This window comes from Paenirhizobium cremeum, from assembly GCF_022884085.1.
Taxonomy (GTDB): Bacteria; Pseudomonadota; Alphaproteobacteria; order Rhizobiales; family Rhizobiaceae; genus Allorhizobium; species Allorhizobium cremeum.
This window is the reverse complement of record NZ_JAGGCS010000015.1, coordinates 45,558-70,240: the sequence shown is the minus strand read 5'-3', so window position 1 is coordinate 70,240 and position 24,683 is coordinate 45,558. Positions and strand designations below refer to the sequence as shown.

The following is a 24,683-nucleotide window of genomic DNA, read 5'->3' as shown; positions in this document are numbered from 1 at the left end:
GAAAACCATGTCGCAGCAAGAAACCTACCAGGCCGCAGGCTTCGGCCAGCCCGTCCCCCGCGGTCAACGACCGGCCATTGTCGTGGTCGACTTCTCCTATGGCTTCACCGACACGATCTATCCGACGGCGGCCGACATGACGACGGCCATTGCCGCGACCCGTCGGCTGACGGATCTGGCCCGCGCAAAGGGCTATCCGGTGATCTACACCACGATTGCCTATCATCCTGGCGAGATTGCCCTGCTGCCATGGTTGCGCAAGGCAACGGGCATGGCTGCGCTTCTGGAAGGCAGCCGGCTGGTGGAGATTGATGCGGCAACAGGCATTCAGCCGCAGGACCCGGTGATCACCAAGAAGGGCGCCTCCGCCTTCCATGGTACGGGACTTGCCGGCCTGTTGACTGGGGCGGGTGTGGATACGCTAGTCGTCACCGGCGCCACTACATCGGGCTGCGTGCGCGCCTCCGTGGTGGATGCGGTGCAGAGCGGTTTCAACGTGCTGGTTCCGGCGGATTGCTGCGCTGACCGTGCTCGCGCCCCGCATGATGCCAATCTCTATGACATGGACCAAAAATATGCCGATGTGACGGATGCGGCAGATATCGAGCGCTGGCTCACCGGTCTTCAACCTTCCGGGCGCTGAGCCTGTCACTGATGCTCTCCGGCGGACGGCCGGAGAACTCTGGGCTCCGCGCAACTCCCGTTCAAACCGCTGGATAAAAGGCGGACAGAAACAACCGATCAATCTCTAGAGGGAAGTCACAACATGTCGAAAGCTGCTCTATATCTGATAGGCGTGGTCGTCCTCGCCTGCTACGCCATACCCTATACGCTGCTCACCAACGTGGCGGAATGGTATGGCTCCTTCCTCTTCTGGTGTGCGGCAGGTGTGGCCGTTATCGTCCTCAACATTCTGGCGACCGCCAGCTTCGAGGAGGACGAGGCATGAGTGTTTCCCTTGTCGTCTGTGGACTGGTGATCTACGTCCTCGCCTCCTTCGCCGTGGCCTATATCTCGCGCTCGGGCGAGTCGGCCAGCATGTCCGAGTATTTCATCGGCGGGCGCTCCATGGGCGGGGTGCTGTCGGCCCTGAGCTATTCGGCCACGACCTATTCGGCCTTCATGATGATCGGCCTCGCCGGTCTCACCTTCAAGGGCGGCGTCGGCGCGCTCGGCTTCGAGATCGTCTATTTCGCCGGGGTGTCGCTGGTCGCCATCTTCGGCCCGCGCTTCTGGGCCGTGGGCAAGAAATATGGCTTCGTGACGCCGTATGAAATGCTGGGCACGCGCTATGGCAGCCGGTGGGTGGCCGTTGCTGCCGGTCTCGTCAGCCTCGTCTTCCTCATCCCCTATTCGGCCGTTCAGCTTTCGGGTGTGGGATACCTGTTGTCGGGCATGACCGGCGGCGGCATTCCCTTCCTGTGGGGTGTGGTCATTTCCACCGTGCTGGCCATCATCTTCTCCTATGTGGCCGGTATACGCTCGGTGGTGTGGACGGACAGCCTGCAGGCGCTGATGATGATCATTGCCTCGGTGCTGGTCTGCGGTCTGGTGCTGATAGAGTTGGGCGGCTTCTCCGGCCTCTTCAGTGCGATCAAGGCGACCAAGCCGGAGCTACTGCAGGTGCCCGGACCTGGCATCTTCAGCTTCACCACCTTCCTCGGGCTGACAATTCCGTGGTTCTTCTTCGCCATCTCCAACCCGCAGGTGAGCCAGCGCCTCTACATGCCGGCCTCGCTGAAGGCGCTGCGCCGCATGCTGGTGATCTTCCTGTGCTTCGGCTTCGTCTACACGGTCGTGTCGGTGCTCTGGGGCTTCTCCGCCTTCGTCGCCTTCCCGCAGCTCGAAAAGGGTGACCTTGCCACCTCCACCCTGCTGGCCTCGAACTTCGTGCCGCCTGTTCTGGGCGTGATGGTCATGGTTGGCATTCTGGCTGCTGCCGTTTCCACCATCGACTCGATCCTCCTTACCCTGTCGTCGGTCTTTGCCCGCGATGTGTGGAGTAACGTGACGGGTGGGGCGAGTGACGAGCGCCAACTCTTCATCGGCAAGCTTATCATCCCAGTCATCTCCATCGTCTCGCTGGTCTTTGCCGCGATGGAATTCTCGATGATCGCCATCCTGTCGGTGGCAGCCTCCGTTGGTCTGCTGGTCACGGTTCCGGCCATCATCGGTGCTTTCTTCTGGCGCCGTGGTACGGCAGCCGGTGCGCTGGTCTCTATCCTCGGCGGCGTTGCCTTCGTGGTGTGGATGTACCTGACCGGCAACAAGCTGTTCGGCCTCAACGCTGGCGTGCTGGCGCTGCCGGTCTCGGCGTTCTTGTTCATCGCCGTCAGTCTCGTCACCAAGTCGAACATGAAGGCTGCCGACGAGTTCGTAGAGGTGTCTGTCTCCTACAAAAAGGGCAAGCTGCCCAATGCAATGCCTGCTCTGGCCGAGGAACCGGTCAGAGTGAACACGTAGCGTGCCTGCGAAGATAAGGCGGCTCCGGGGTCCGGGGCCGCCATTCGTGGTTTCAGAAGCGGGCATAGCGCTCTCCCGGCGCCTGTCGCAAAGTCAGGTTTGGCTCGCAGTTTGTGTCTAAATGTATGTTCCGGCGTGCGGAATTGGCTCCGACGCATATTTGGAACACCCCGGTTGGCAAGGATTTTTGGTGCAACTTTCTATCGGACGGCGCAGTCATAGGTCCCGCCTATCAGCGCGGTCATCGACCGCAGGCCAGTTCGAAACCGATACCACCGAAGCTCATCGCGGAAATGCAGCATTTGAAGCAAAGCTGGCAGCGGTGTCCCGGGTGCACGGCGCTATCGAATTTAAGTCGACCGGTGAGATCATCGACGCAAATGAAAACCTCCTCTCATTGCTGGGATATCGCCTCGACGAGATAAACGGCAAGCATCACCGGGTACTCGTCGATAAAGAACCGGAACAGTCCGATGTATCGCGCGTGACCTGCTCCCCTGATTGTCCGCGTTTATAAGTTAGCTCTGTTCATGTTCTGGTCCTGTCTGGACCGGGTTGCAAATTCATAAGGGGTCACGCCGTTGAGGCTCGTGTGCGGGCGGTTCAGGTTATAGTCGTTTCTCCAGTCTTCGATAATCTCCCTCGCATGGCGGTAGCTGGTGAAGAGGTGCTCGTTAAGGCATTCATCACGCAGACGTCCATTGAAGCTTTCCACGAAGCCGTTCTGCATCGGCTTGCCCGGCGCGATGTAGTGCCACTCGATGACGTGGTCCTGCTGCCATTTGAGGATGGCGTTCGATGTCAGCTCGGTGCCATTGTCCGAGACGACCATGCAGGGATACCCGATGCTGAGCGCGATCCTGTCCAACTCACGGCCGACGCGCTCACCAGACAGCGAGTTGTCGACCACCGTGGCAAGGCACTCCCGGCTGAAGTCATCGAGAACACACAGGATGCGGAACCGCCTGCCGTCGACCAGGGCATCAGAGACGAAGTCCAGGCTCCATCGCTGGTTCGGCCCTTGTGGGATCGGCATCGGTGCTCGGGTTCCCAAGGCGCGTTTGCGGCCACCGCGCTTGCGCACGGTCAGCCGCTCCTCCCTGTAGAGCCGATAGAGCTTCTTCCAGTTGATCTCGACGCCCTCCCGCTTCAACAGGATATGCAAGCGACGATATCCGAAGCGACGTCTCTGGCTGGCCAGTTCCTTGAGCCTTGTGCGGATCGCGACATCATCTCCCCGCGTCGACCGATAGCGGAACACGCGCGGATCGATATCGACCAGGCCGCAAGCCCGGCGCTGCGAGTAGCCCTTTTCCTTCATTGCCCAGGTCACGGCGGCCCTCCTTGAGCCGGGCTTCAGAAGTTTTTTCCGAGCATCTCCTTCAACGTCGATACATCGAGCATCGCGTCGGCCAGGAGGCGCTTCAGCTTGCCGTTCTCTTCTTCAAGAGCCTTCAGCCGTTTGGCCTCGGCCACTTCCATGCCGCCATACTTCGAACGCCACTTGTAGAAGGTCGCGTCGCTGACACCGTATTTGCGGCACAGCTCAACAGCCGAAAGCCCGGCCTGATGCTCCTTCTGAATACCGATGATCTGCTCGTCGCTGAAACGGGAACGCTTCATTCTCTGTCTCCTTCTCCGGAGAACAGACTAACCTCAAACCGAGGACATTCCAGGGGAGCAGGTCACGCGTTATGGCAAAGGCGGCGTTCCGGTGACGATATCGCGGAAGAATTTTCGGCGCTTCATTCTCTGTCTCCTTCTCCGGAGAACGAACTAACCTCAAACCACGGAAGTTCCAGGGCGGCTGGTCAGGGGGCGCGATAGCAGGCAACCTTGCTCTATTGCGGACGCCGCTATGTGACGATCGGTTCGGTTGGTGAGCGAAAACCGCGATGCTGGACGTACCTGTCAAAAGTTCAGGGGGGCATTGTCGACCACTTCCTTCATCACGAAGAAGGTACGGGTCTGGCGGACGCCTGGCAGGGCGATCAGCTGTGTGCCATGGATGCGGTTGAAGTCGGCCATGTCGCGGACGCGGATCTTCAGGAAGTAATCGAAATCGCCGGCGACCAGATTGCAGTCTAGCACGAAATTCAGCTTGGCGACCGCCTTTTCAAAGGTGCCGAAGCTTTCCGGTGTCGAACGATCCAGTACCACGCCGACCATCACCAACGCACCGCGGTCGACCTTCTGTGGCTCGACCATGGCCCTGACCGACTTGATGTAACCCTCTTCGAAAAGCCGCTGGGTGCGGCGATGGCATGTCGCGGCGCTGACATCAACCAACTGGGCCAATTCGGCGTTGCTGAGCCGGCCGTTGTTCTGCAACAGCCGGAGCATTTTCAGGTCGATGCGGTCCAGTTCCGATGTCATGAATGAATCTTCCGAAAAATATGACCAGTATGAAAGATTTACCACCTTGATTGGATTTTTGAATGGCTATCATGAAATATTGCGCTCAACTTAGAGAGCACCTTTCATTCGAGCGATGGTAGCGTTTCCTCTGTGTCGTAACAAGCAAAAGGGAACCCCATGCTGGAGAAATTCGAGCGTTATCCGCTCACATTCGGACAAACCCACATCGAGAAATTGGAAAGGCTCTCGGAGCATCTGGGCGGCAAGGTCGAGCTTTATGCCAAGCGCGAGGACTGCAATTCGGGTCTGGCCTTCGGGGGCAACAAGCTTCGCAAGCTCGAATACATTATTCCGGATGCGATCGCCTCCAATGCCGACACACTGGTGTCGATCGGCGGCGTGCAGTCCAACCATACCCGCATGATCGCTGCAGTCGCTGCTAAGATTGGCTTCAAGTGCCGGCTGGTCCAGGAAAGCTGGGTGCCGCACGAAGATGCCGTTTACGACCGGGTCGGTAATATTCTGCTGAGCCGGATCATGGGTGCGGATGTGCAGATGGTCGACGAGGGCTTCGATATCGGTATCCGCCAGAGCTGGGAGGAGGCCATCGAGGACGTCAAGGCCAAGGGCGGCAAGCCCTACGCTATCCCGGCCGGGGCTTCGGTGCACAAATACGGCGGTCTCGGCTATGTCGGCTTCGCCGAGGAAGTGCGTGCTCAGGAGGCCGAACTCGGCTTCAAGTTCGACTATATTGTCGTCTGCACCGTGACGGGCTCCACCCATGCCGGCATGACGGTCGGCTTTGCCAAGGATGGCCGCGAGCGCAATGTCATTGGGATTGATGCTTCCTTCACGCCGGCCCAGACCAAGGCTCAGGTATTGGAGATCGCCCGGCGCACCGCCGAACTGGTCGAGCTTGGCCGGGAGCTGACGTCGGACGACATCATCCTGATCGAGGATTACGCCTATCCGGTCTACGGCGTGCCGTCCGACGAGACCAAGGAAGCCATTCGGCTCTGCGCCCGTCTCGAAGGCATGATCACCGACCCAGTCTATGAGGGTAAGTCGATGCAGGGCATGATCGACCTGGTCAAGAAGGGTTACTTCCCGGAAGGTTCCAAGGTGCTTTATGCCCATCTCGGCGGTGCCCCGGCGATCAATGGCTATGCCTACACCTTCCGCAACGGCTGACGCCTTGCCGAACCATCCGGCGGGACGGTCGTCCCGCCGGATGTCTTAGAGATGGGAACGAGATCCGAGAAGAGCGGGGCGAAAAGCCGCCGGAGGATACTCATCAGGCGTGAACGCGTGACTGGGAGACGGTCGTGACAAGCACCGATATCGAAATTCTGAAATCCATCGAGAAGCAGTTGCTGTGGCTTGCCTGCTGGATGATCCACAATGTCAATCACCTGCGCGATAAGGGCGAGGTCAAGGTCGGCGGGCATCAGGCGTCTTCGGCCTCGATGGTCTCGATCCTGACGGCGCTCTATTGCCATGTGTTACGCCCGGAAGATCGCGTTGCGGTCAAGCCGCATGCCTCGCCGGTGTTTCATGCCATCCAATATCTGATGGGCAACCAGACGCGTGAGAAGCTCGAGAATTTCCGTGGCTTTGGCGGTGCGCAGTCCTATCCGAGTCGCACCAAGGATATCGACGATGTCGACTTCTCCACCGGTTCAGTCGGCTTGGGCGTCGCCGTCACTGCCTTTGCCTCGCTGGTGCAGGACTACATTGCAGCCAGACCCTGGGCACAGAAGCGGCCGCTCGGGCGGATGATTGCTCTGGTCGGCGATGCGGAACTGGATGAAGGCAATGTCTACGAGTGCTTGCAGGAAGGCTGGAAACATGACTTACGCAATACCTGGTGGGTCATCGACTACAATCGTCAGAGCCTTGACGGCGTGGTCCGCGAAGGTTTGTGGCAGCGTATCGAGGCCATTTTCAAGGCCTTTGGCTGGGACGTGGTCATCGTCAAATACGGTGCGCTGCAAAAGGCTGCATTCGCGGAACCGGGTGGAACGCGTCTGAAGGACTGGATCGACGCCTGCCCCAACCAGCTCTATGCAGCATTGACCTTCCAGGGCGGAGCCGCCTGGCGGCGTCGGCTGCTGGACGAGATCGGCGACCAGGGCGATGTGGCGGCGCTGATCGAGCGTCGATCCGATGCCGAATTGGCTGAACTCATGAGCAATCTCGGCGGCCATTGCCTGGAGGCGCTGACCGACGTGTTCGACAGCATCGATCATGATCGGCCGACGGTTTTCCTCGCCTACACGATCAAGGGTTGGGGCACGCCGCTTGCCGGCCACAAGGACAACCATGCCGGTCTGATGACCGCAAGCCAAATGGCCGAGTTCCAGGCGGCAATGCAGGTCGCGCCCGGAACGGAATGGGACCCGTTCTCGACCATGGCCGACAGCCGAGATGCAAGGGCGTTCCTTGCTCGCGTGCCGTTCTTCGAGCCAGGGCCGCGACGCTTCAAGGCGGAACGCATTGCCACAGAGGGGCCAGTCTTGCTGGAGGACCGCGTTCTGTCGACGCAGGCCGGTTTCGGCAAGATCCTCGATGCATTGGCCAAGACCGACACGGCGCTTGCCGACCGCATCGTGACCATCGCCCCCGATGTCACGGTTTCGACCAATCTCGGCCCCTGGGTCAACCGGCGAGGCCTGTTCGCGCGCGATGCGCGGGCCGATACGTTTCGCGACGAAAGGGTGCCGTCCGCGCAGAAATGGCATTTTTCGCCGGAAGGCCAGCATGTCGAGCTCGGTATTGCCGAAATGAACCTTTTCCTGCTGCTGGCCGCTGCCGGTCTCTCCCATTCGTTGTACGGCGAGCGACTGCTGCCGATCGGCACGGTTTATGATCCCTTCATCAGCCGCGGTCTCGATGCACTGAATTATGCCTGTTACCAGGATGCCCGTTTCATGATCGTCGGGACGCCGTCAGGCATCACGCTGGCGCCGGAGGGCGGCGCGCACCAGTCCATCGCCACACCGTTGATCGGCATCAGCCAGGATGGGCTGGCGAGCTTCGAGCCGGCATTCCTTGATGAACTCGCCATCATCATGGACTGGTCATTCGACTATATGCAGCGCGATGGCGATGGTCAGCCGGACGAGCGTACCTGGTTGCGCGACGAGACCGGTGGTTCCGTTTATCTGCGGCTTACAACGCGCCCGCTCGAGCAGCCCGCGCCGCGCAGCGATCCGCGATTCCGCCAAGGGGTGATTGATGGTGGCTACTGGCTGAAGCCGCCCGGTCCGAATGCCGATGTCGTATTGGTCTACCAAGGCTGCATTGCGCCGGAAGTGATTGCGGCGGCGGGCCTGCTCGGCGAGAGTCGACGGGATATCGGCGTGCTGGCGGTGACCTCCGCAGATCGCCTGAATGCCGGCTGGACAGCAGCCCAGCGGGCGCGGCGCCGCGGCGTCAGCCAGGCATCCGGGCATGTCGAGACCTTGCTTGCCGGCCTTCCGCCCCATTGCACCCTTGTCACCGTCACCGACGGACATCCCGCGGGACTTGCCTGGCTTGGTGCCGTTCACGGTCACCGGACGATCCCGCTCGGGGTCGAGCATTTCGGCCAGACCGGCACGGTGCAGGATCTCTATCGGCACTATGGCATCGACAAAGCGGGTATCGTCAGGACCGTGTCCGGGTTGACGCGAGGGGCTGCGGTTTCCGAGCTTCTGCTATTCCCATGAGGTTCGGCGACGGGGCTGCCCGCAGTCGGCGGCAGGTCTCACGAGGCTTGCCGGCCGGCGGCCTCGCGCTCTCCGCTTATCGATTGGCGGTATTCTTCGTAGATGCTGCCCTGCACGCGGATATGATCGCGCATAACGGCATCGGCGCGAGCCGCATCGCCCGCTTCAAGGGCCAACAGGATTTCGCGATGTTCCATCATCGATTGGGACAGGCGGTCGCCGAAGGAAAGCTGCGCCTGCCGGAAGGGCTTGAGGCGCCTGTGCAGGTTGCTGGCTTCTTCGGCCAGGAACCCGTTGCCGGACGCTTCGTAGATCATGGTGTGAAAGGTAGCGTTTTCAACGTAGTAGCGCTTGTAGTCCTGCGCTTGAAGAGCGGCTTCGCAGGCAGACGCGGCTTTGCGCAGAAGCAGCAGTTGTGCCTTGGTGATGCGACCGGCTGCCAGCCGCGCGCACCAGGCTTCGACCTCAGCCATCACTTCGAACATCTCCACAAGACGGGTGAAGTCGGGTTGGCGCACAAAGGCGCCGCGATTGGGAATAAGCTCGACCAGTCCCGTCGCCGACAGAAGACGCAACGCCTCGCGCAAAGGTGTGCGCGATACGCCGAAATCCCGCGCAAGGCGCATCTCGTCGAGGCGCTCGCCATCCTTGAACTTTCCTTCGGCAATCATCGTCTCGATACGTTCATAGAGCACGTCGGCGGTCGGTGTTTTTGATGCGGGCAGGTTCATGGCGGTCCTCCACGAGCATTGTCGTGCGATCTGGGGAATTTGGCAAGTTGGCGTATGCAATTATCCAAAAATGAACGCAATAAGAAAATATTGTATACAAAACATAAAATTCGAGTACGATAAAGACAGTAAATGCAAAAGCCTATAAAATGGGCAAAAAATAAAGGGAACGAGAATGAAACTGACAAAGACCACGGCTGCCGCCGTTCTTCTGCCCGCATTCCTGTTTGCGAGTGCTGCCTGGGCCGGAAAGGCGGACGACACGGTTTCCATCGCCTTTGCGAAGGAACTCGAGCATGTCGATCCCTATTTCAACACGGCGCGCGAGGGCATCCTGCTTGGAAACGCCGCCTGGGATGGCCTTCTCTATCGCGACCCGGCGACCGGGGAGTATGTTGGCAACCTGGCGACCAGTTGGACCTGGGTGGATTCCACCACGCTTGAGTTCACGCTGCGCGAAGGGGTCAAATTCCACAACGGTGAAGCCTTTGATGCCGACGACGTCGTCTATACGCTGAATTTTGCCATCGATCCCAAGAACGGCGCAAAGAACAAGGTGGCCACGGGATGGATCAAGAAGGCTGAAAAAATCGACCGGTTCAAGGTACGCATTATCACCGATGGGCCATTCCCGGCCGCGCTAGAATATCTGGCCGGTCCGGTCATCATTCATCCCGATGAATATTACAAGGCCGTCGGCCCGGCTGGCGTTGCCACCAAGCCGATCGGCACGGGTCCCTACAAATTCGAGACCGTCGAACCCGGAAAGCATTTCGTGCTGAAGCGCAACGAGGAGTATTTCGCCGCTGCCAAGCCGAAAGCCAAGGTCGGCACCATCGACATCCGCACCATCCCGGACATCAACACGCAGATGGCCGAGCTTTTTAACGGCACGATCGATCTGGTCTGGCAGGTGCCCTCCGACCAGGCCGACAAGATGGCCGGCCGGGATGGCTTCCAGGTGATCAATGCCCCGACCATGCGCGTCGGCTATCTGTCGCTCGATGCGGCCGGTCGCTCGGGCGACAAGAACCCGATGACGAACGTCAAGGTTCGGCAGGCGATCTATCATGCGATCAACCGCGACGGTATCGTCGAGGCGCTGATGAAGGGCACGACGGAAGTGATAAACAGCGCCTGCTCGCCCAGTCAGTTCGGCTGCGACAAGGGCGTTGCGACCTATGCCTACGATCCGGCAAAGGCCAAGGCGCTGTTGGCCGAAGCCGGCTATCCCGACGGTTTCGATATAGAATTCTATGCCTATCGCGACCGGCCCCTGGCCGAGGCGATGATCGGCATGTTGGCCGAAATCGGCGTCAAGGCGAACCTCAACTACATGCAATACGCGGCACTGCGGGAAAAGCGCATCAAGGAAGGTGTGCCGATCTCCTTCTTGACCTGGGGATCCAACTCGATTGCCGACGTCTCTGCCATCACCAGCGAATTCTTCACCATGGGCGGTGAGGATGACGCTCGCGACAAGAGCCTGTCCGATCTGCTGGAAAAAGCGGATTCCTCCATCGACCCAGCCGAGCGAAAGACGTTCTATACCCAAGCTCTCTCGGTCATCGCCGACAAGGCCTATTGGGTGCCGCTGTGGAACTATTCCACCAATTACGTCATGAGCAGCGACATTTCCTTCACGCCAACCCTGGACGAACTGGTTCGGTTCTACGAAATCGGCTGGAAGTGACATCTGCATCCTTGGGCCGGGACGCCGCTTGCCCGCGGCCCGGCCTGGATTTGAGCTGCTTGTTCTAGAGGCATGCCGAGATCGCAACGCCGCGAGATCGCCTGCTTGAGGGTTTCAGATGTTGAAATTTGTCCTGACCAAGATCGGCATGGCGGCGCTGGTTGCGCTGACGGTGTCCTTCATCAGTTTCATTCTATTGTTCATGGCTGGCGATCCGGCGATCGCCATTGCCGGCGAGGGGGCTTCGGGAGAGGTCATCGCGGCAATCCGGAGCCAATACGGTTTCGACCGACCGTTGCTTGTACAGTATGCCGACTGGCTGATGCGCGCGCTCTCCGGCGATTTCGGCATGAGTTACTATTTCAGGACCCCGGTCTCGGGCATGATCGCCGAACGGCTGCCGGTCACCATGACCATCGGGTTTCTCGGCATGAGTTTCGCACTGCTGCTCGCTGTTCCCATGGGTGTTCTGGCCGCCGCCTTTCCCAACACGATGATCGACCGGCTGGCGCTTGCCATCGCCGTCGTCGGGCAGGCGATCCCGAGCTTCTGGTTCGGCCTTATCCTGATCGTTGTGTTCTCGGTCAATCTCGGATGGGTCCCTGCCTCGGGAACGCGGCAATGGACCGGCTATATCCTGCCGATGATCGTGCTGGGCTACTATGCGACGCCAGCAATCATGCGGCTGACGCGGGCGGGCATGCTGGAAGTACTCTCCGCCGATTACATCCGCACGGCGAGAGCCAAGGGTATCAAGCCGCGGCGGGTTCTTTTCAAGCATGCCCTGCGCAATGCCATCATTCCGGTCGTCAGCCTAGCGGCGGTGCAGCTCGGCTTCATGTTCGGCGGTTCGGTCGTGGTGGAAACCATCTTCGCGCTGCATGGTGCCGGTTACCTTGCATGGGAATCGATCTCCCGCAACGATCTGCCGACAATGCAGGCGCTCATCCTGATCTTCGCGATGTTCTACATCGCCTTCACTTTCCTGGCCGATGTCTTGAACGCATGGCTCGATCCCCGCTTGAGGACTGCCTGACATGAGCAACACGTCCCTAACCGTCAGCCCCGGGCTTCCCGCGGTGTCGCAACCGCCATCCCGTCTGCTGGTTCGCAAGGCCCTGAAACATCGCGGGTTCATGGTTGGCTTCCTGCTCCTGCTGTTTGTTGGCGTTGTCGCGTTGTTCGCGCCGCTGATTGCCCCCTACGATCCGAACAAGCAGGACCTGCTGTCGCGGCTTGCCCCGCCGGTCTTTATGGGCGGCGATTGGAAACATCTGCTCGGCACCGATGCGCTGGGCCGGGACTACCTGTCGCGGCTGATCTATGGGGCTCGCGTCTCTCTGCTGATCGGCTTTACCGCGGCCCTCATCTCTGCCGTGATCGGCACGGTGCTCGGTGTTCTCGGCGGCTATTTCGGCGGAAAGGTCGACGCGGTGGTGATGTTCATCGTTTCGGTACGGCTAGCCTTGCCAGCGACGCTGGTGGCGCTGGCCGTGGTGGCGCTGTTCGGAGGATCGTTGACCGTTGTCGTGTCCGTGCTCGGACTGCTGCTCTGGGACCGTTTCGCGGTGGTGCTGCGCAGCGCCACCATGCAGGTGCGGCAGATGGACTATATCGCCGCCGCCGAAGTCCTGGGCGCCAGCCTGCCGCGTATCCTCTTCAAGGATGTTCTGCCGAATGTGATGAACCACCTGATCGTCATCGTCACGCTCGAAATGGCTCATGCCATCATCCTGGAGGCGGCACTGTCCTTTCTCGGGCTCGGCGTGCAGCCGCCAACACCGTCCTGGGGGCTGATGATCTCCGAAGGCAAGGAAATGCTGTTGTTTGAAAGCTGGCTGATCACCATTCCGGGCATCGCGCTGTTCATCCTGGTCTTTTCCATCAACATGCTCGGCGATGGCATTCGCGACGTGACCGCGCCGGAGGGCAGAAACTGATGACACACGCCGCCAACCCCGTTCTGTCGATCCGCAATCTGACCATAGACCTGCCGAAGGGCGGAGATCGCCAACATGCGGTCAGCAATCTGTCTCTCGACATCCACGAGAAGGAAATCCTCTGCATCGTCGGGGAATCCGGTTCCGGAAAGTCGATCACATCCTTCGCTGCCATGGGGCTCCTGCCGAAAGTTCTGAAGCCGTCGGCGGGCGAAATCCTCTTTGAAGGCCGCGATGTGCTGAAGCTCTCCGAGGCCGAGCATGCCGCGCTGCGCGGTAGCCGTATGGGCATGATCTTCCAGGAGCCGATGAGCGCGCTCAACCCGTGCTACACTGTCGGCAACCAGATCGAGGAAGTCTTCGAGGCGCATGCGCAAATGTCCAAAGCCGAGCACCGGGCCCGGACATTGTCACTTCTTAAGGAGGTGCGTCTTCCCGACCCCGAACGTCTATATCATGCCTATCCCCATCAATTGTCGGGTGGCCAGCGCCAGCGCATCGTCATCGCCATCGCGCTCGCCATGGGGCCGCGGCTGCTGATTGCGGACGAACCCACGACAGCGCTCGATGTGACGACGCAGGCGCAGATTCTCGACATGTTCAAGGAGTTGAGGGAAAGCCGCAAGGCCGGCATCCTGTTCGTCACCCATGATTTCGACGTGGTGGCGGAACTCGCCGATCGCGTCCTGGTCATGCAGAAGGGCGTGGTCGTCGAGCAGGGCACCGCCGAGCAGGTGCTCAACAGTCCAAGCCATCCTTATACGCGCATGCTGATCGATGCGGTGCCGAAGCGCCATGGTGTCAAGGGCAATCCCGATATGTCCCGGCCGATCGCACTTAGGGTCGCCGGTATTGAAAAGACCTATTCATCCGCCCGGACGATATTCAAGCCCGCTCGCAAGGTGCATGCGGTCAAGCCGACGGATTTTACCGTGCTGGAAGGCCAGACGCTGGGCATCGTCGGGGAATCCGGCTCCGGCAAGACGACGCTGGTGCGGTGTCTGATGGGACTGGTGGAGCCTGACGAAGGGTCCGTCTGGATCGGCAATTCGCGGCTGGAAACGACCACGGCCACCGGACGCCGCGACTTCCGGAAACATATTCAGATCGTCTTTCAGGATCCTTATGGATCGCTCAATCCGCGCCGTAGGATTGGCGACCTGCTGGTCGAAGGGCCGGTCAATTTCGGCGTGCCGCGCAGCCAAGCCATGGAAAAGGCGAGGGCGCTTCTGAAGATCGTCCGACTGGAGGAGGATGCGCTCGATCGATATCCCGCGCAGTTTTCCGGCGGTCAGCGCCAGCGCATCTCGATTGCCCGCGCCCTGATGGTCGAGCCGAAAATCCTGATCGCCGATGAAGCCGTGTCGGCGCTCGACGTGTCTGTGCAGAAGGACGTGCTGAAGCTGCTCGACGACATCCGCAAGGCCGTTGGCCTGACGGTGATTTTCATCACCCACGATCTGCGGGTGGCGGCCGAGATTTCCGACCATATCCTCGTCATGTCGAAGGGCGAGGTTGTGGAGTACGGCACGGTCGATGACGTTTTCGGCAATCCGCAACATTCCTATACGCGCCAACTGCTCGCCGCCATGCCAGGCCGCGGCTGGGAAGCGCCAGATATGGCAGCGCTTGGGCCTGCCGACGCAGCGAGGTAATTATTCCATGGACAGAGCACAGCTGATCGAAGCCGCCACCCACTATGTCGACGGCGGAGGGTTGGTCGGGGATCTGGCTACCCTCGTGGCGCGCCGCTCCGTCAGTCAGTCGGAAGGGCGGCGGGAGGATCTCTACGCCTATCTGCAGGAGGACATGCAGCCACTGCTGTCGGCGATGGGCTTTGCCGTCGAGATTTTCGACAATCCGCGCGAGGGCGGCGCGCCCCTGCTGATCGCCAGCCGTATCGAGGACGAAAGCCTGCCGACGGTTCTGGTCTACGGTCATGGCGATGTCTGCAATGGAGAAGCCCATCGCTGGCGGGAGGGTCTTGAGCCCTTCACCTTGGTAAGGGAAGGCGACAAGCTCTATGGCCGTGGCACCGCCGACAACAAGATCCAGCATCTGATCAATATCAAGGCTCTGGAACTGCTGATCCGTGAAAAGGGTAGGCTCGGTTTCAATGCCAGGATCATTCTCGAGATGGCCGAGGAGACCGGCTCCTTCGGGTTGCGCGAGTTCTTTATCGCCAACCGGACGCGCCTGGCGGCCGATGTGCTGATCGCCTCGGACGGTCCCCGTCTGGCGATCGACACGCCGACCATGTTCATGGGGTCGCGTGGCGGCATGTCGATCGACCTGATGGTCAATCTGCGGGACGGCGATCACCATTCCGGCAATTTCGGCGGATTGCTGGCCGATCCCGCCATCATCCTGGCCCAGGCAATCTCGACGATCACCGATGCGCGTGGCCAGATCCTTATCCCTGAATGGCGTCCGACCAGCCTGACGCCCGATATCCGCGCCACGCTCCGCGATCTGCCGCCGCGCCGTCACGACGCCGAATGGGGCGAGAGCGATCTGACGCCGAGCGAGCGCGTCTTCGGCTGGAATTCCTTTGCTGTTCTCGCCATGTCGTCCGGCAATATCGATGCGCCGCAGAACGCAATCGCAGGTTCGGCGCGGGCTACCTGCCAGTTGCGCTTCGTCGTCGGCACCGACATCAACGACATCATCCCCGCCCTGCGTCGTCATCTCGATTCCCATGGTTTTCCCATGGTCGAGATAAGCCCCGCTCGCGGCGAAGCCTTCCGGGCCACCCGCTTTTCGCCGGATCATCCGTGGGTGCGTTTTGTCGAAAACTCGCTGACGCGGACGGCGGGAAAGCGGCCGCATGTATTGCCCAATCTGGCCGGTTCTCTCCCCAACGATGCCTTTACCGACATTCTCGGGCTGCCGACGATCTGGATTCCGCACTCCCACGCCGAATGCGGCCAGCACGGCCCCAACGAGCATGCGCTGGTGCCGATTGCCCGTGAAGGCATGCAGATCATGACGGCGCTGTTCCTCGATATCGCCGAGAATGCCAAAAGCTTGAAGCAGATTGCCTGATCGATGGATTTCGTCCTGCTTTTTGTGTTCCTGGCCGCAACGGGCGCCGTGTCCGGTCTGATCGCCGGCCTGCTCGGGATCGGCGGTGGTGTCGTGCTGGTGCCGGCGCTTTACTACGTCTTCGAGTTCCTCGGCTATGAGAGCGACCGCCTGATGCAGGTCTGCGTCGCCACCTCCGGCGGCACCATTATCTTCAATTCGGCACGTTCGGTTCTGATGCATCATCGACGCGGCGCGGTCGACTGGTCCGTTCTGAAGCACTGGGGACCAGCCATTTCTCTGGGCGCGCTGGCCGGTGTGGTCGGTGCCGCTTCACTGCGCTCGGCCAGTCTCTCGGTCATCTTCGGGGTGATCGGCATGGGGCTCGGGTTCTACATGCTGATTAGCCGGCCGCACTGGAAACTGTCGGACACTTTACCGGGTCGGGCTCTGGCCAGCGTTTACGGTCTGGTTATCGGCTTCTTCTCGGCGATGATGGGCATCGGCGGCGGCTCCTTCGGCGTTCCGGCCATGACGCTCTATGGCATGCCGGTGCAGAAGGCGGTTGCTACGTCGTCGGGTTTCGGGCTGCTGATCTCCGTGCCGTCCTTTGTCGGATTTCTGATCGCCGGCTGGGGTCTTCCCGGTCTCCCGCCCTACACCATCGGCTTCGTCAACCTGCCGGCCCTGGTCGTTATCGTCGCCATCTCGATGACGACGGTTTCGCTTGGGGTCCGGCTGGCGCACTACCTGCCGGCCGCCGTACTCAAGCGGATTTTTGCCGTGTTCATCTCGCTGATGGCCCTCAACATGCTCATCAAGGGCCTCGGCGCTCTCTCGATGTAAAAAGGTATCGTCATGAGCAAGACCCATCCCGCCGATCTCGATGCGATGGACGCACGCCGGCTGATCGGGCAGCGCCGCCTGTCGCCGGTCGAACTGGCCGAGGCCTGTATCGAGCGCGTCACACAGCTCAATCCTGCGATCAATGCCGTGGTGGCACAGGACTTCGACCGCGTCTTTGCCGAGGCACGTCACGCCGAGCAACGCGTGATGGGCCATGCGACGCTCGGTCCGCTGCATGGCCTGCCGTTCGGGGTCAAGGACATGATCGATGTCCAGGGACTGCCGACCACGTTCGGCTCGGAAATCTTTCGCGACAATATTGCCGTGAAGGACGACGCCATCGTTGCCGCCATGCGCCGGGCCGGCGGCATTCCCCTCGGCAAGACCAACAATCCGGACTGGAGCGCCGGCGGCAATACCCGCAATGCCGTCTATGGCGTCACGGCCAATCCTCACGACACGACAAAAAGTGCGGCCGGCTCGTCGGGTGGTTCGGCAGCCCTTCTGGCGGCGCGCATGGCACCTTTGGCCACGGGTTCGGATACGGGCGGCAGCCTGCGCAACCCGGCAGCCTTCTGCGGTGTCGTCGGTTTCCGCCCGTCGCCAGGTGTCGTTCCCGGCGATACCCGCGCCATGGCGCTGATGCATCTGTCGACCAGCGGGCCGATGGGGCGCAGCGTTGCCGATGTGGCGCTGATGCTGTCGGTCATGGCTCGACCCGATCGGCTCGACCCCTATACGGTGGTCATCGACGGGCAGACGCCGTGGCAGGCCGATCGCTTTGGCCAAGGTCGACGCCCGGATCTGGCGGCACTGCGGATCGCCGTGACCGAGGATTTCGGTTTCGCGCCGACATCCAGGGTGATCCGCGAGGCTTTTGGCCGGCTGATGGCGCGGCTTTCCGACCATCTCGGCAGGGTCGAGGAGGCCCATCCCGATTGCACCGACGCTGATCGCATATTTTCCGTTCTTCGCGGCGTCATGTTTCTCGGCCTGCACCACACGCTGCTGCAGACACGCCCGGAAAAGATCGGCCCGAATGTCCGCGCCAATGTCGAGGAGGGGCTGAGTTATGGGCCGCTCGATATCGCCGATGCGCTGGTGAAACAGGGCCGGTTCTATCGCGACTGGCAGCGGTTTTTCGAAGACCATGACTATGTGCTTTGCCCGGCCGTGACCATCAGCCCGCGCGACTGGCACGAGCTTTATCCGACCGAGATCGATGGCCAACCGACGAAAAACTACTATCACTGGCTTGCCATGGCCTATGCCTCGACACTGGCCGGCCATCCCTCGATCACCATACCCGTCGGCCGGGATGCGCTCGGCATGCCCTTCGGCCTGCAAATCGTCGGTCGTCGGCATGATGACGCCGGCGTCTTGCAGGTGGCCGCTGTGGTCGAGGAAATCTTTGCGGGCGACGCAGTTTACGGGGTTCCCGTTGTCGATGTGGAGAGACTGAAGACGGCGCCAAAACTTGCAGGCTGCGAGGGCTTCATGGGATTCTAAAACACATCCCTTGAGCTCCGACGGGTGGCGCCGCCATCTGAGATTATTCCGCGACGGCCACCAACCCAGCCCTTCCTTCCTAATTCCGCGCGAGTCGGCTAATTCTCGTGCATGGATCTCGGCGCGCTTCATAATTCGCAGGCATCGCTCCCGGCCGGTATTGCCCGGGCAGACGGGCGGCTGGTGCGTGTCGTGGTGCCGCTTGCGGTCATGTATAATGGCCTTCTTGCCCTTATCAACGCGCATGTCATGCCGCTTGGCTTTGCCCATGTGGCGCTGGTCGAGATCGGGCTTCTGTTCGTCTCGCTGATGTATCTGCTCTATCGCGGGCTTTCGCAGGAATCCCTGCCCATCGTCGTGCTGGTCGGCTTCTTTGCGATCGTGATGGCCTATACCTCGGCGGCGAACGGTATGCTGTTCGTCGATTTCTTCCGCAATGTGCTGATTATTGCAGTCTTCTGCCAGCTCGGCGCGATGACGGATGGCCGAACCATCGAATTCGTCTTCCGGATCTGCTGTATCTGCGTGCTTTCTGTGCTGCTGGTGGAGATCTTCTTCACCAGGGTCTACGAGGATCTTCTCTATCCGGCGCTCTATTTCACCAACACCCGCGGTCTCGAGCAGATTTCCTTCGGCGGCTCGAAGATCTTCCAGAACGCCATCAACATTCCGGGGCGTTTTTCCTTCGGCCTCAGCGACCACCGCACGGCCTCGCTCTTTCTCGAACAGGTGTCGCTGGCCAATTTCTCCGGTGTGCTGGATGTCTATCTGGTCAGCCGTTTCAGCCGGATCAAGAGGTTCGACCGTTACCTCATGCTGTCGACCGTCATCCTCATCCTGCTGACCAACGATTCCCGTAGCATGTTGGCCTTTTCCTTCATCTGCCTGGGCGGCTATTTCGTCTTCCCCAGGGTCGGCAATATGGTTCGCCCGCTCATCATGCCGATCGTCATCTGCGCGGGCGCGCTGGTTTTCCTGATGCGGCCGGATGCCAGCGGCGACACCCTTGACGGCCGCATCGTTCTTACGATGAAAGGCTTCTTCAATCTCGATTTCGTCGAACTGCTGGCGCTGAACGTCCGCGAGATCGGCAATTTCGCGGACAGCGGCTACATCTATGTCATCAATGCCGGAACGGTCTTCGGCCTTCTCGCCTTCTGGCTCTTCGTTGCCTTCTATCCCGGCGGACAGACAGCCGACCAGAAACGCTGCGCCTTCGCGCTCGGAATCTTCATCTTCCTCAACATGATGATCGGCGGCACCGCGATCTTCTCGATCAAGGTCGGTGCCCTCATATGGCTTCTCGTCGGCCATATGAAATTCTGGGAGGGTGATGGGAAATTAACTTCGTTGCCGGATCATCAAGGACAATAGCTGTAGCATTGGGCTATAGCTCCCCTGGCGTATTGCGTTTCCAGGCAACGAACAGACAGCTCCCATGTGTGTACAACTGCAATATATAAGAGCGATTGCGGCTCTTCTTGTCGTTTACTTTCACGCAATCCTGCAGCTGCAGAAACTCAACCCGGATGCCTGGCTGAGCCCTTATCTGTTCGGCAAGAGCGGGGTTGACCTGTTCTTTGTCCTCAGCGGTTTCGTCATGTGGATCACCACCTGCGACAAGCCGCTCACCGTTGCCGACTTCTGGTGGAAGCGCATCCGCCGCATCGTGCCGCTCTATTGGGCGGTCACCATCCTCGCCGCCGCGGTCTCCCTCATCATCCCGCAGATGCTGAAATCCACCCAGTTCGACCTGCCGCATATCCTGGCGTCGCTGGCCTTCCTGCCCTGGATCAATCCGTCCGATCCGGATCATTACATGATCGCGCCGCTGATCGTTCCCGGCTGGACTTTGAACTACGAGATGTATTTCTACCTGCTGTTCGGCCTCTGCCTCATGGTGCCGGTGCGCCACCGGATCGCCGTCCTCGTGGCGCTGATCGGCAGCATCTTCCTGCTCTGCAATCTTGCTCCGGTAAACACCGCCACCCGGTTCTACGGGGATTCGGTCATCTTCGAATTCGTCGCCGGCGTCTTCTTGGGGCAGATATACCGGAGAGGCGTCTCCATCCAGGCGCCGGTCGTCGCGGCCATGGTTGCGGTCGGCTTTGCGGCGCTAATGTTCAACGATTATCTCGAACTCGATGTCCCGCGCGTGTTCACCATCGGCATTCCGGCGGTCGTCATTATCTTCTTCGCGACGGCGATCCGTATCCCGGACATGAGGGCCTGGCGATGGCTGCGGATCCTGGGCGACGCCTCCTATTCGATCTACCTGACACACATCTTCACGCTGGCCGGCGCGCGCATGATTTATCCGCACGCAATCGCCGTTCTCCATAGCGACACGCTCTTTGTGGTGCTGATGATGGCGATTTCGACCCTTGCCGGCCTTGCGAGCTACTACGTCTTCGAGGTTCCCGTCGGCAAGATGCTGTCTTCGGTAAACCTGCCCCGGGATAGCCGGGCCGTGCCTGCCCAGAATGCGTGAGGTCGAGGCCGGGATGAAGCCGATGATGAAGCGCGGAGCAGGCCGGCGTTTCGTCGTTGCCGGTCTGCTGCTGGCGATTACAGGTGGGGCCGCCGAGGCCGGCAATGCCGATCTGTGCTTTCGCGGCGTGAACCTCTCGGGCGCGGAATATGGCGAAGCGGACGGCAAGGAAGGCATCAACTTCACCTATCCCTCTCAGACGACGGTGAACTATTTCGCCGACAAGGGCTTTGACGCCGTGCGCCTGCCATTCAAGTGGGAGCGTCTGCAGCGCTCTCTCGGTGCACCTCTCGATCCGGTCGAGCTCGAGCGGTTGAAAGAAAGTGTCGCCGGCCTTCGGGCGAACGGGTTCACCGTCATCCTGGACCCGCATAATTTCGGCTATTATTCCGGCGGCAAGATCGGCTCGGCAGAGGTGCCGGCGCGGCAGTTCGCGCAATTGTGGATACGGCTCGCTGCCGAGTTCGCCAACAAGGACGGCATTGTCTTCGGTCTGATGAACGAACCTTACGACATCGATCCGAAGGACTGGCTGGAAGCCGCCAATCAGGCGATTGCCGGCATCAGGGCGGTCAAGGCCCGCAATCTCATTCTCGTGCCGGGCACATATTGGAGCGGCGTCAGCAGCTGGGAAACCGATTTTGGCAAGGGCGCGAACGGAACCGTCATGCGCGGCGTTCGAGATCCGATCGACAATTACGGTTTTGAAGTTCACCAGTACATGGACGAGGATCTTTCGGGCACCCATGAGGCCTGCGTGAACGCCGACATCGCCGTCAATGCCATTGCAAGACTTTCCGATTGGTTGCGCGCAAACGGAAAGCGCGCATTCCTCGGAGAGTTCGGCGGGTCGCAGGAACCGGCCTGCCTTGCCGGCTTGAAGCGGATGACCGCCGAGATGGCGGATGATTCCGATGTCTGGCTCGGTTGGACCTATTGGGCGGGCGGCGATTGGTGGCCGGAGGAGGAAGGCAACAATATCAAGCCGACTGCAAAGGGTGATCGCAAACAGCTTTCCGCGCTTGTTCCCGCCCTTTCGCCGGTAGCTTCGAAACCCGGCTGGTGTGCGATCATTCAGCCCTCGGGATAAGATTAAATTAACCATAAAGTTTCATGATTTATCGAGAAACGGACGTCTCGTGGGGGCAGCCTGCAGGACGTGTTCCCGCGCGACTGAACGCAACCAGTTCGATGAAGAGTGTGACCTGAGAGTATGGCCGGCCCCAGAACCGAATATCGGCACATGATCGATCGTTCCGCGCATTCGGATGGCGGGGTGAATGTCAGCCTGCGCCGTTATCTGGCTACGCCCGGAGAAAAGGCGCAGTCCGCTGAAACCAGGCCCGATACGCGCCGGAGCGCGGAAGGCAGCGGTCGGATTGCGAAGGAGCGCGCCGGTTTCCAGGCGCAGGATGACGCCGCTGCGCGCAAAGCGCCGAAGGCGCTTGCAAATGCACATGGACCGCGAATGGCCGCCGGGTTCGTGGAGCCTGAGACCGCAGCCGAAACCGGTCCGCTCGTCGTCGACCTCCAATTTGTCCTTGCCGCAGCCTGGAAGCGGCGCAATGCCATTCTCGCCGGTGCGGTGGTCTGCGGCCTTGTCGGCGCCGCCATGACAACCCTGGTTTCGAAGAACTACAGTGCTGCGGTCACCCTTTATTTCGATCCGCAGAAACTGGCCATCGAACTCGTGGACGGCGAGAAGTCGACGTCGCCGGAGGTGCTGAATGCCACCATCGACAGCCAGACGCGCATCATCACCTCCTCAACCGTGCTGGAAAATGTCGCGAAAAATCTGAAACTTGCGACGGATCCGGAATTCGTGGGCAGGCCCTCCGGAGATGCGGCGGCAGACATGAATACGGTCGTCGCCAACCTGCAGAAGCATGTTGAGGTCTCCCGTCAGGAAGGCACCTACATCTTCCAGATCAAGGTGAAGACCAATGCGCCCGGCAAATCAGCGGAAATCGCCAATGCCCTGGTCGCAGCCTATCTCAACGACACCCGGCTGAACGCCGAAAACAGCTATGGCAGCGTCAATGCCGGGCTTGTCAGCCGTCTGACGGATCTCCGGCAAGCCGTCATAGCTGCGGAGGCCGAGGTTCGCGACTATACATCGAAGAACGATCTCTATGCTGTCGGTGGCGATCTGATTGCGGACAAGCGTCTCCAGTCTCTCGACGATCTGCTGGTTTCGGCGCAGCACAAGAGCATCACCGCGAAGGCCCAGCTCGATACGGTATCGAAGCTCGATATCAACAACGTCCTGATCGGCGATACCGGAAGCGAAACCGGCAGTTCGAGGACGCTCGCAGACCTCAGGAACCAGTATGCGAGCCTCTCCGCCAATGTCAGCAGCCTGACGGAACGACTGGGGCCGCGGCATCCGCAATTGCAGGCGGCCAAGGCATCGCTCGAAGATGTCAAGCGGCAGATCCGTTCCGAACTCGAACGCATGGTCGTCGCAGCGCGCAACGCCTATCAATCCGCCCAGAAGGAGGAGGCGGACCTCGTCAAGGAGATGAACGTCCAGAAAGCTTCCCAGGCCACCAATTCGAGTGCCCTCATCGAACTCAGCGAACTGGAACGAAAGGCGAAGGCGGCGCGTGACATCTACGAGGCGGTGCTGAAGCGCAGCGAGGAGACTTCCGCCCAAAAGAGCCTTTACGAAAGCAATGTGCGCATCGTCGCCCAGGCCGTCCCGCCGCAGGCGCCGGATGGCCCGAGCCGCAAGGCACTGCTCATCGCCGGCGTGTTCGGCGGCGGTGTTCTCGGCTTCGGGCTGGGTGTCATGGCGGCGGTGGCATACGCCCTCTATGTCCGGATCAGGCGCCGTTCGGTCTGATCGTCGCGTCAGCCTTTCGAGCGCAGGGCCTGCGGCAGCAGGTTCTGGCCGATCCGCTCGAAGATCCGCTTGCGGACGAGCGGCTCGTTGGCGAAGAGCTTGGCCATCTTGGCAAATTCCCGCTTGACCCTGGCCCTGTGAAAAGCAGCGATGGCCGCCTCGCGTTGCAGCACGGCGATGCGTTTGGCAAAGCCGCTGTTTTCTTCCGGCGAAAGCTCTTTCCTGATCCGTTGCCAGAGTTCCGCAAGCGCGTGGATCAGGGGTTCGGTATCGGCGGTGCTGCGCGAATAGGGGGAGGCCGCTCGGCTGACGAGGCCGACGGGTGTGGCATAGACATAGAGCGCTTCGTCGATGAACATCGCCCGGCCGCCATGGGCCATGAATTCCAGGTTGAGGATCAGGTCCTCGCCGACGCGAACGTTTTCGCGGTAGCATAGGCCGTGGTCGACGAGGAACTGCCTGCGGATCAGCGGTTGCAGATATCCGAAATCATGGGTGTCGGGTGCGCTCGGCAGAACGAAGTCGATGAGCTGCAGACGGCGATCCTCGATCTTTTCATAGATCGGACCGGTCTCGATGCCGGCGGCGACGTCGTAGCCCATGATGTTGTCGGCAATGAAATCGGCCTCGCCCGCATGGGCAAGCAGACGTTCCAGACGGTTGGGTTTCCACCAGTCGTCGGAATCGAGCAATCCGATCCATGCGCCGCGCGCCGCCTTGAACCCGATATTACGCGCTGCTGATGGGCCGCCGTTCTTCTCGCAACGGATCACCCGCACGCGCTCATCCTGACCGTAGGCTTCGCACACGAAGTCGGCCGTACCGTCGGATGAAGCGTCGTCGACCACTACGACCTCCACCGGCACGCCCTGTTGCCGGAGCGCGCTATCGATCGCCGTGCGGACGCAATCCCGCGTATTGTAGGTGGGAATGACGACGGAAACCGTCGGATGGTCGGTCATGGAGAGCGTTCCGCCTGATTCCTTTCTGCTCTGTCCCACTAATGCAGCCGTGTATATTTCGATTTTATGAATGATATGTTCGACTTCTTGCAAGGTCGCAACAAAGCTTCT

General features: G+C 60.4%; 21 protein-coding genes. 17 read left to right on the top strand and 4 right to left on the bottom strand.

Annotation, left to right across the window (positions count from 1 at the left end):
- Positions 1 to 7 precede the first annotated feature (7 nt).
- The 4 genes from J5N58_RS21900 (at position 8) to J5N58_RS21885 (ending at position 2,980) form a co-directional block, all read left to right on the top strand.
- Positions 8 to 643, top strand: a complete 636-nt coding sequence (locus J5N58_RS21900; protein ID WP_112831247.1) for an isochorismatase family protein — start codon at positions 8 to 10, stop codon at positions 641 to 643.
- Positions 644 to 766: 123 nt separating this feature from the next.
- A complete protein-coding gene (locus tag J5N58_RS21895; protein ID WP_112831246.1) occupies positions 767 to 949 on the top strand; it encodes a hypothetical protein in 183 nt (60 codons plus the stop codon).
- Positions 946 to 2,463: a sodium:solute symporter family protein gene (locus J5N58_RS21890; RefSeq protein WP_244713067.1), complete on the top strand. Its 1,518-nt coding sequence runs from the start codon at positions 946 to 948 to the stop codon at positions 2,461 to 2,463. Before J5N58_RS21895 ends, J5N58_RS21890 begins: the two co-directional genes overlap by 4 nt.
- 190 nt (positions 2,464 to 2,653) lie before the next feature.
- Positions 2,654 to 2,980 carry a PAS domain-containing protein gene (locus J5N58_RS21885; RefSeq protein WP_244713065.1) on the top strand — a complete coding sequence of 109 codons (327 nt, stop codon included), beginning with the start codon at positions 2,654 to 2,656 and terminating at the stop codon, positions 2,978 to 2,980.
- Here the strand turns inward: J5N58_RS21885 and J5N58_RS21880 are convergent.
- Both J5N58_RS21880 and J5N58_RS21875 read right to left on the bottom strand, forming a co-directional pair.
- Positions 2,975 to 4,086, bottom strand: a protein-coding gene (locus J5N58_RS21880) for an IS3 family transposase (protein ID WP_244713063.1) whose coding sequence is annotated in 2 segments (ribosomal slippage) — positions 2,975 to 3,831 and positions 3,831 to 4,086 — 1,113 coding nt in all. Because the reading frame shifts where the segments join, the coding sequence is not laid out codon by codon here. The two genes, J5N58_RS21885 and J5N58_RS21880, sit on opposite strands and share 6 nt — an antisense overlap.
- A 288-nt stretch (positions 4,087 to 4,374) precedes the next feature.
- Positions 4,375 to 4,839, bottom strand: coding sequence for an Lrp/AsnC family transcriptional regulator (locus J5N58_RS21875; protein WP_112831243.1), 465 nt, complete (start codon positions 4,837 to 4,839; stop codon positions 4,375 to 4,377).
- Positions 4,840 to 4,998: 159 nt separating this feature from the next.
- On the opposite strand from J5N58_RS21875, the gene J5N58_RS21870 reads away from it, so the two are divergent.
- A complete protein-coding gene (locus J5N58_RS21870) occupies positions 4,999 to 6,012 on the top strand; it encodes a 1-aminocyclopropane-1-carboxylate deaminase (RefSeq protein ID WP_112831242.1) in 1,014 nt (337 codons plus the stop codon).
- Positions 6,013 to 6,212: 200 nt separating this feature from the next.
- Positions 6,213 to 8,531, top strand: a complete 2,319-nt coding sequence (locus J5N58_RS21865; protein ID WP_113443885.1) for a transketolase-like TK C-terminal-containing protein — start codon at positions 6,213 to 6,215, stop codon at positions 8,529 to 8,531.
- A 38-nt stretch (positions 8,532 to 8,569) separates the two neighbouring features.
- On the opposite strand, the gene J5N58_RS21860 is transcribed toward J5N58_RS21865, so the two are convergent.
- Complete coding sequence (locus tag J5N58_RS21860; RefSeq protein WP_244713061.1) at positions 8,570 to 9,262, bottom strand: GntR family transcriptional regulator; 693 nt, start codon at positions 9,260 to 9,262, stop codon at positions 8,570 to 8,572.
- Between the two features lie 175 nt (positions 9,263 to 9,437).
- On the opposite strand from J5N58_RS21860, the gene J5N58_RS21855 reads away from it, so the two are divergent.
- From J5N58_RS21855 to J5N58_RS21805, 11 genes are all read left to right on the top strand, one after another.
- Entirely contained in the window at positions 9,438 to 10,955 is a 1,518-nt protein-coding gene (locus J5N58_RS21855; protein ID WP_244713058.1) for an ABC transporter substrate-binding protein, read from the top strand.
- A gap of 118 nt (positions 10,956 to 11,073) precedes the next feature.
- Entirely contained in the window at positions 11,074 to 11,991 is a 918-nt protein-coding gene (locus tag J5N58_RS21850) for an ABC transporter permease (RefSeq protein WP_113438825.1), read from the top strand.
- Between the two features lies 1 nt (position 11,992).
- Positions 11,993 to 12,895: an ABC transporter permease gene (locus tag J5N58_RS21845; RefSeq protein ID WP_112831239.1), complete on the top strand. Its 903-nt coding sequence runs from the start codon at positions 11,993 to 11,995 to the stop codon at positions 12,893 to 12,895.
- Positions 12,895 to 14,550, top strand: coding sequence for a dipeptide ABC transporter ATP-binding protein (locus tag J5N58_RS21840; protein ID WP_244713056.1), 1,656 nt, complete (start codon positions 12,895 to 12,897; stop codon positions 14,548 to 14,550). The genes J5N58_RS21845 and J5N58_RS21840 overlap by 1 nt, the downstream gene beginning before the upstream one ends.
- A gap of 7 nt (positions 14,551 to 14,557) precedes the next feature.
- Entirely contained in the window at positions 14,558 to 15,940 is a 1,383-nt protein-coding gene (locus J5N58_RS21835) for a M20 family metallopeptidase (RefSeq protein WP_244713054.1), read from the top strand.
- A gap of 3 nt (positions 15,941 to 15,943) precedes the next feature.
- Entirely contained in the window at positions 15,944 to 16,765 is an 822-nt protein-coding gene (locus J5N58_RS21830) for a sulfite exporter TauE/SafE family protein (RefSeq protein ID WP_113457207.1), read from the top strand.
- Between the two features lie 12 nt (positions 16,766 to 16,777).
- Entirely contained in the window at positions 16,778 to 18,274 is a 1,497-nt protein-coding gene (locus J5N58_RS21825; protein ID WP_244713052.1) for an amidase, read from the top strand.
- 111 nt (positions 18,275 to 18,385) lie between these two features.
- On the top strand, positions 18,386 to 19,648 hold the full coding sequence (locus J5N58_RS21820; protein WP_112831234.1) for a hypothetical protein: 1,263 nt from the start codon (positions 18,386 to 18,388) through the stop codon (positions 19,646 to 19,648).
- A 64-nt stretch (positions 19,649 to 19,712) separates the two neighbouring features.
- Positions 19,713 to 20,765 carry an acyltransferase family protein gene (locus J5N58_RS21815; RefSeq protein ID WP_112831233.1) on the top strand — a complete coding sequence of 351 codons (1,053 nt, stop codon included), beginning with the start codon at positions 19,713 to 19,715 and terminating at the stop codon, positions 20,763 to 20,765.
- Positions 20,766 to 20,787: 22 nt separating this feature from the next.
- Entirely contained in the window at positions 20,788 to 21,855 is a 1,068-nt protein-coding gene (locus J5N58_RS21810; RefSeq protein WP_244713042.1) for a glycoside hydrolase family 5 protein, read from the top strand.
- 153 nt (positions 21,856 to 22,008) lie between these two features.
- On the top strand, positions 22,009 to 23,610 hold the full coding sequence (locus J5N58_RS21805) for a GumC family protein (protein WP_162758840.1): 1,602 nt from the start codon (positions 22,009 to 22,011) through the stop codon (positions 23,608 to 23,610).
- Positions 23,611 to 23,618: 8 nt separating this feature from the next.
- Here the strand turns inward: J5N58_RS21805 and J5N58_RS21800 are convergent, their stop codons facing one another.
- Positions 23,619 to 24,572: a glycosyltransferase family 2 protein gene (locus tag J5N58_RS21800; RefSeq protein WP_244713040.1), complete on the bottom strand. Its 954-nt coding sequence runs from the start codon at positions 24,570 to 24,572 to the stop codon at positions 23,619 to 23,621.
- Positions 24,573 to 24,683: the final 111 nt, after the last annotated feature.

Coding starts and splice junctions, on each gene's coding strand:
- J5N58_RS21900 (WP_112831247.1), top strand. CDS start 8: ATGTCGCAGCAAGAAACCTACCAGGCCGCAGGCTTCGGCCAGCCCGTC.
- J5N58_RS21895 (WP_112831246.1), top strand. CDS start 767: ATGTCGAAAGCTGCTCTATATCTGATAGGCGTGGTCGTCCTCGCCTGC.
- J5N58_RS21890 (WP_244713067.1), top strand. CDS start 946: ATGAGTGTTTCCCTTGTCGTCTGTGGACTGGTGATCTACGTCCTCGCC.
- J5N58_RS21875 (WP_112831243.1), bottom strand. CDS start 4,839: ATGACATCGGAACTGGACCGCATCGACCTGAAAATGCTCCGGCTGTTG.
- J5N58_RS21870 (WP_112831242.1), top strand. CDS start 4,999: ATGCTGGAGAAATTCGAGCGTTATCCGCTCACATTCGGACAAACCCAC.
- J5N58_RS21865 (WP_113443885.1), top strand. CDS start 6,213: ATGATCCACAATGTCAATCACCTGCGCGATAAGGGCGAGGTCAAGGTC.
- J5N58_RS21860 (WP_244713061.1), bottom strand. CDS start 9,262: ATGAACCTGCCCGCATCAAAAACACCGACCGCCGACGTGCTCTATGAA.
- J5N58_RS21855 (WP_244713058.1), top strand. CDS start 9,438: ATGAAACTGACAAAGACCACGGCTGCCGCCGTTCTTCTGCCCGCATTC.
- J5N58_RS21850 (WP_113438825.1), top strand. CDS start 11,074: ATGTTGAAATTTGTCCTGACCAAGATCGGCATGGCGGCGCTGGTTGCG.
- J5N58_RS21845 (WP_112831239.1), top strand. CDS start 11,993: ATGAGCAACACGTCCCTAACCGTCAGCCCCGGGCTTCCCGCGGTGTCG.
- J5N58_RS21840 (WP_244713056.1), top strand. CDS start 12,895: ATGACACACGCCGCCAACCCCGTTCTGTCGATCCGCAATCTGACCATA.
- J5N58_RS21835 (WP_244713054.1), top strand. CDS start 14,558: ATGGACAGAGCACAGCTGATCGAAGCCGCCACCCACTATGTCGACGGC.
- J5N58_RS21830 (WP_113457207.1), top strand. CDS start 15,944: ATGGATTTCGTCCTGCTTTTTGTGTTCCTGGCCGCAACGGGCGCCGTG.
- J5N58_RS21825 (WP_244713052.1), top strand. CDS start 16,778: ATGAGCAAGACCCATCCCGCCGATCTCGATGCGATGGACGCACGCCGG.
- J5N58_RS21820 (WP_112831234.1), top strand. CDS start 18,386: ATGGATCTCGGCGCGCTTCATAATTCGCAGGCATCGCTCCCGGCCGGT.
- J5N58_RS21815 (WP_112831233.1), top strand. CDS start 19,713: ATGTGTGTACAACTGCAATATATAAGAGCGATTGCGGCTCTTCTTGTC.
- J5N58_RS21810 (WP_244713042.1), top strand. CDS start 20,788: ATGATGAAGCGCGGAGCAGGCCGGCGTTTCGTCGTTGCCGGTCTGCTG.
- J5N58_RS21805 (WP_162758840.1), top strand. CDS start 22,009: ATGATCGATCGTTCCGCGCATTCGGATGGCGGGGTGAATGTCAGCCTG.
- J5N58_RS21800 (WP_244713040.1), bottom strand. CDS start 24,572: ATGACCGACCATCCGACGGTTTCCGTCGTCATTCCCACCTACAATACG.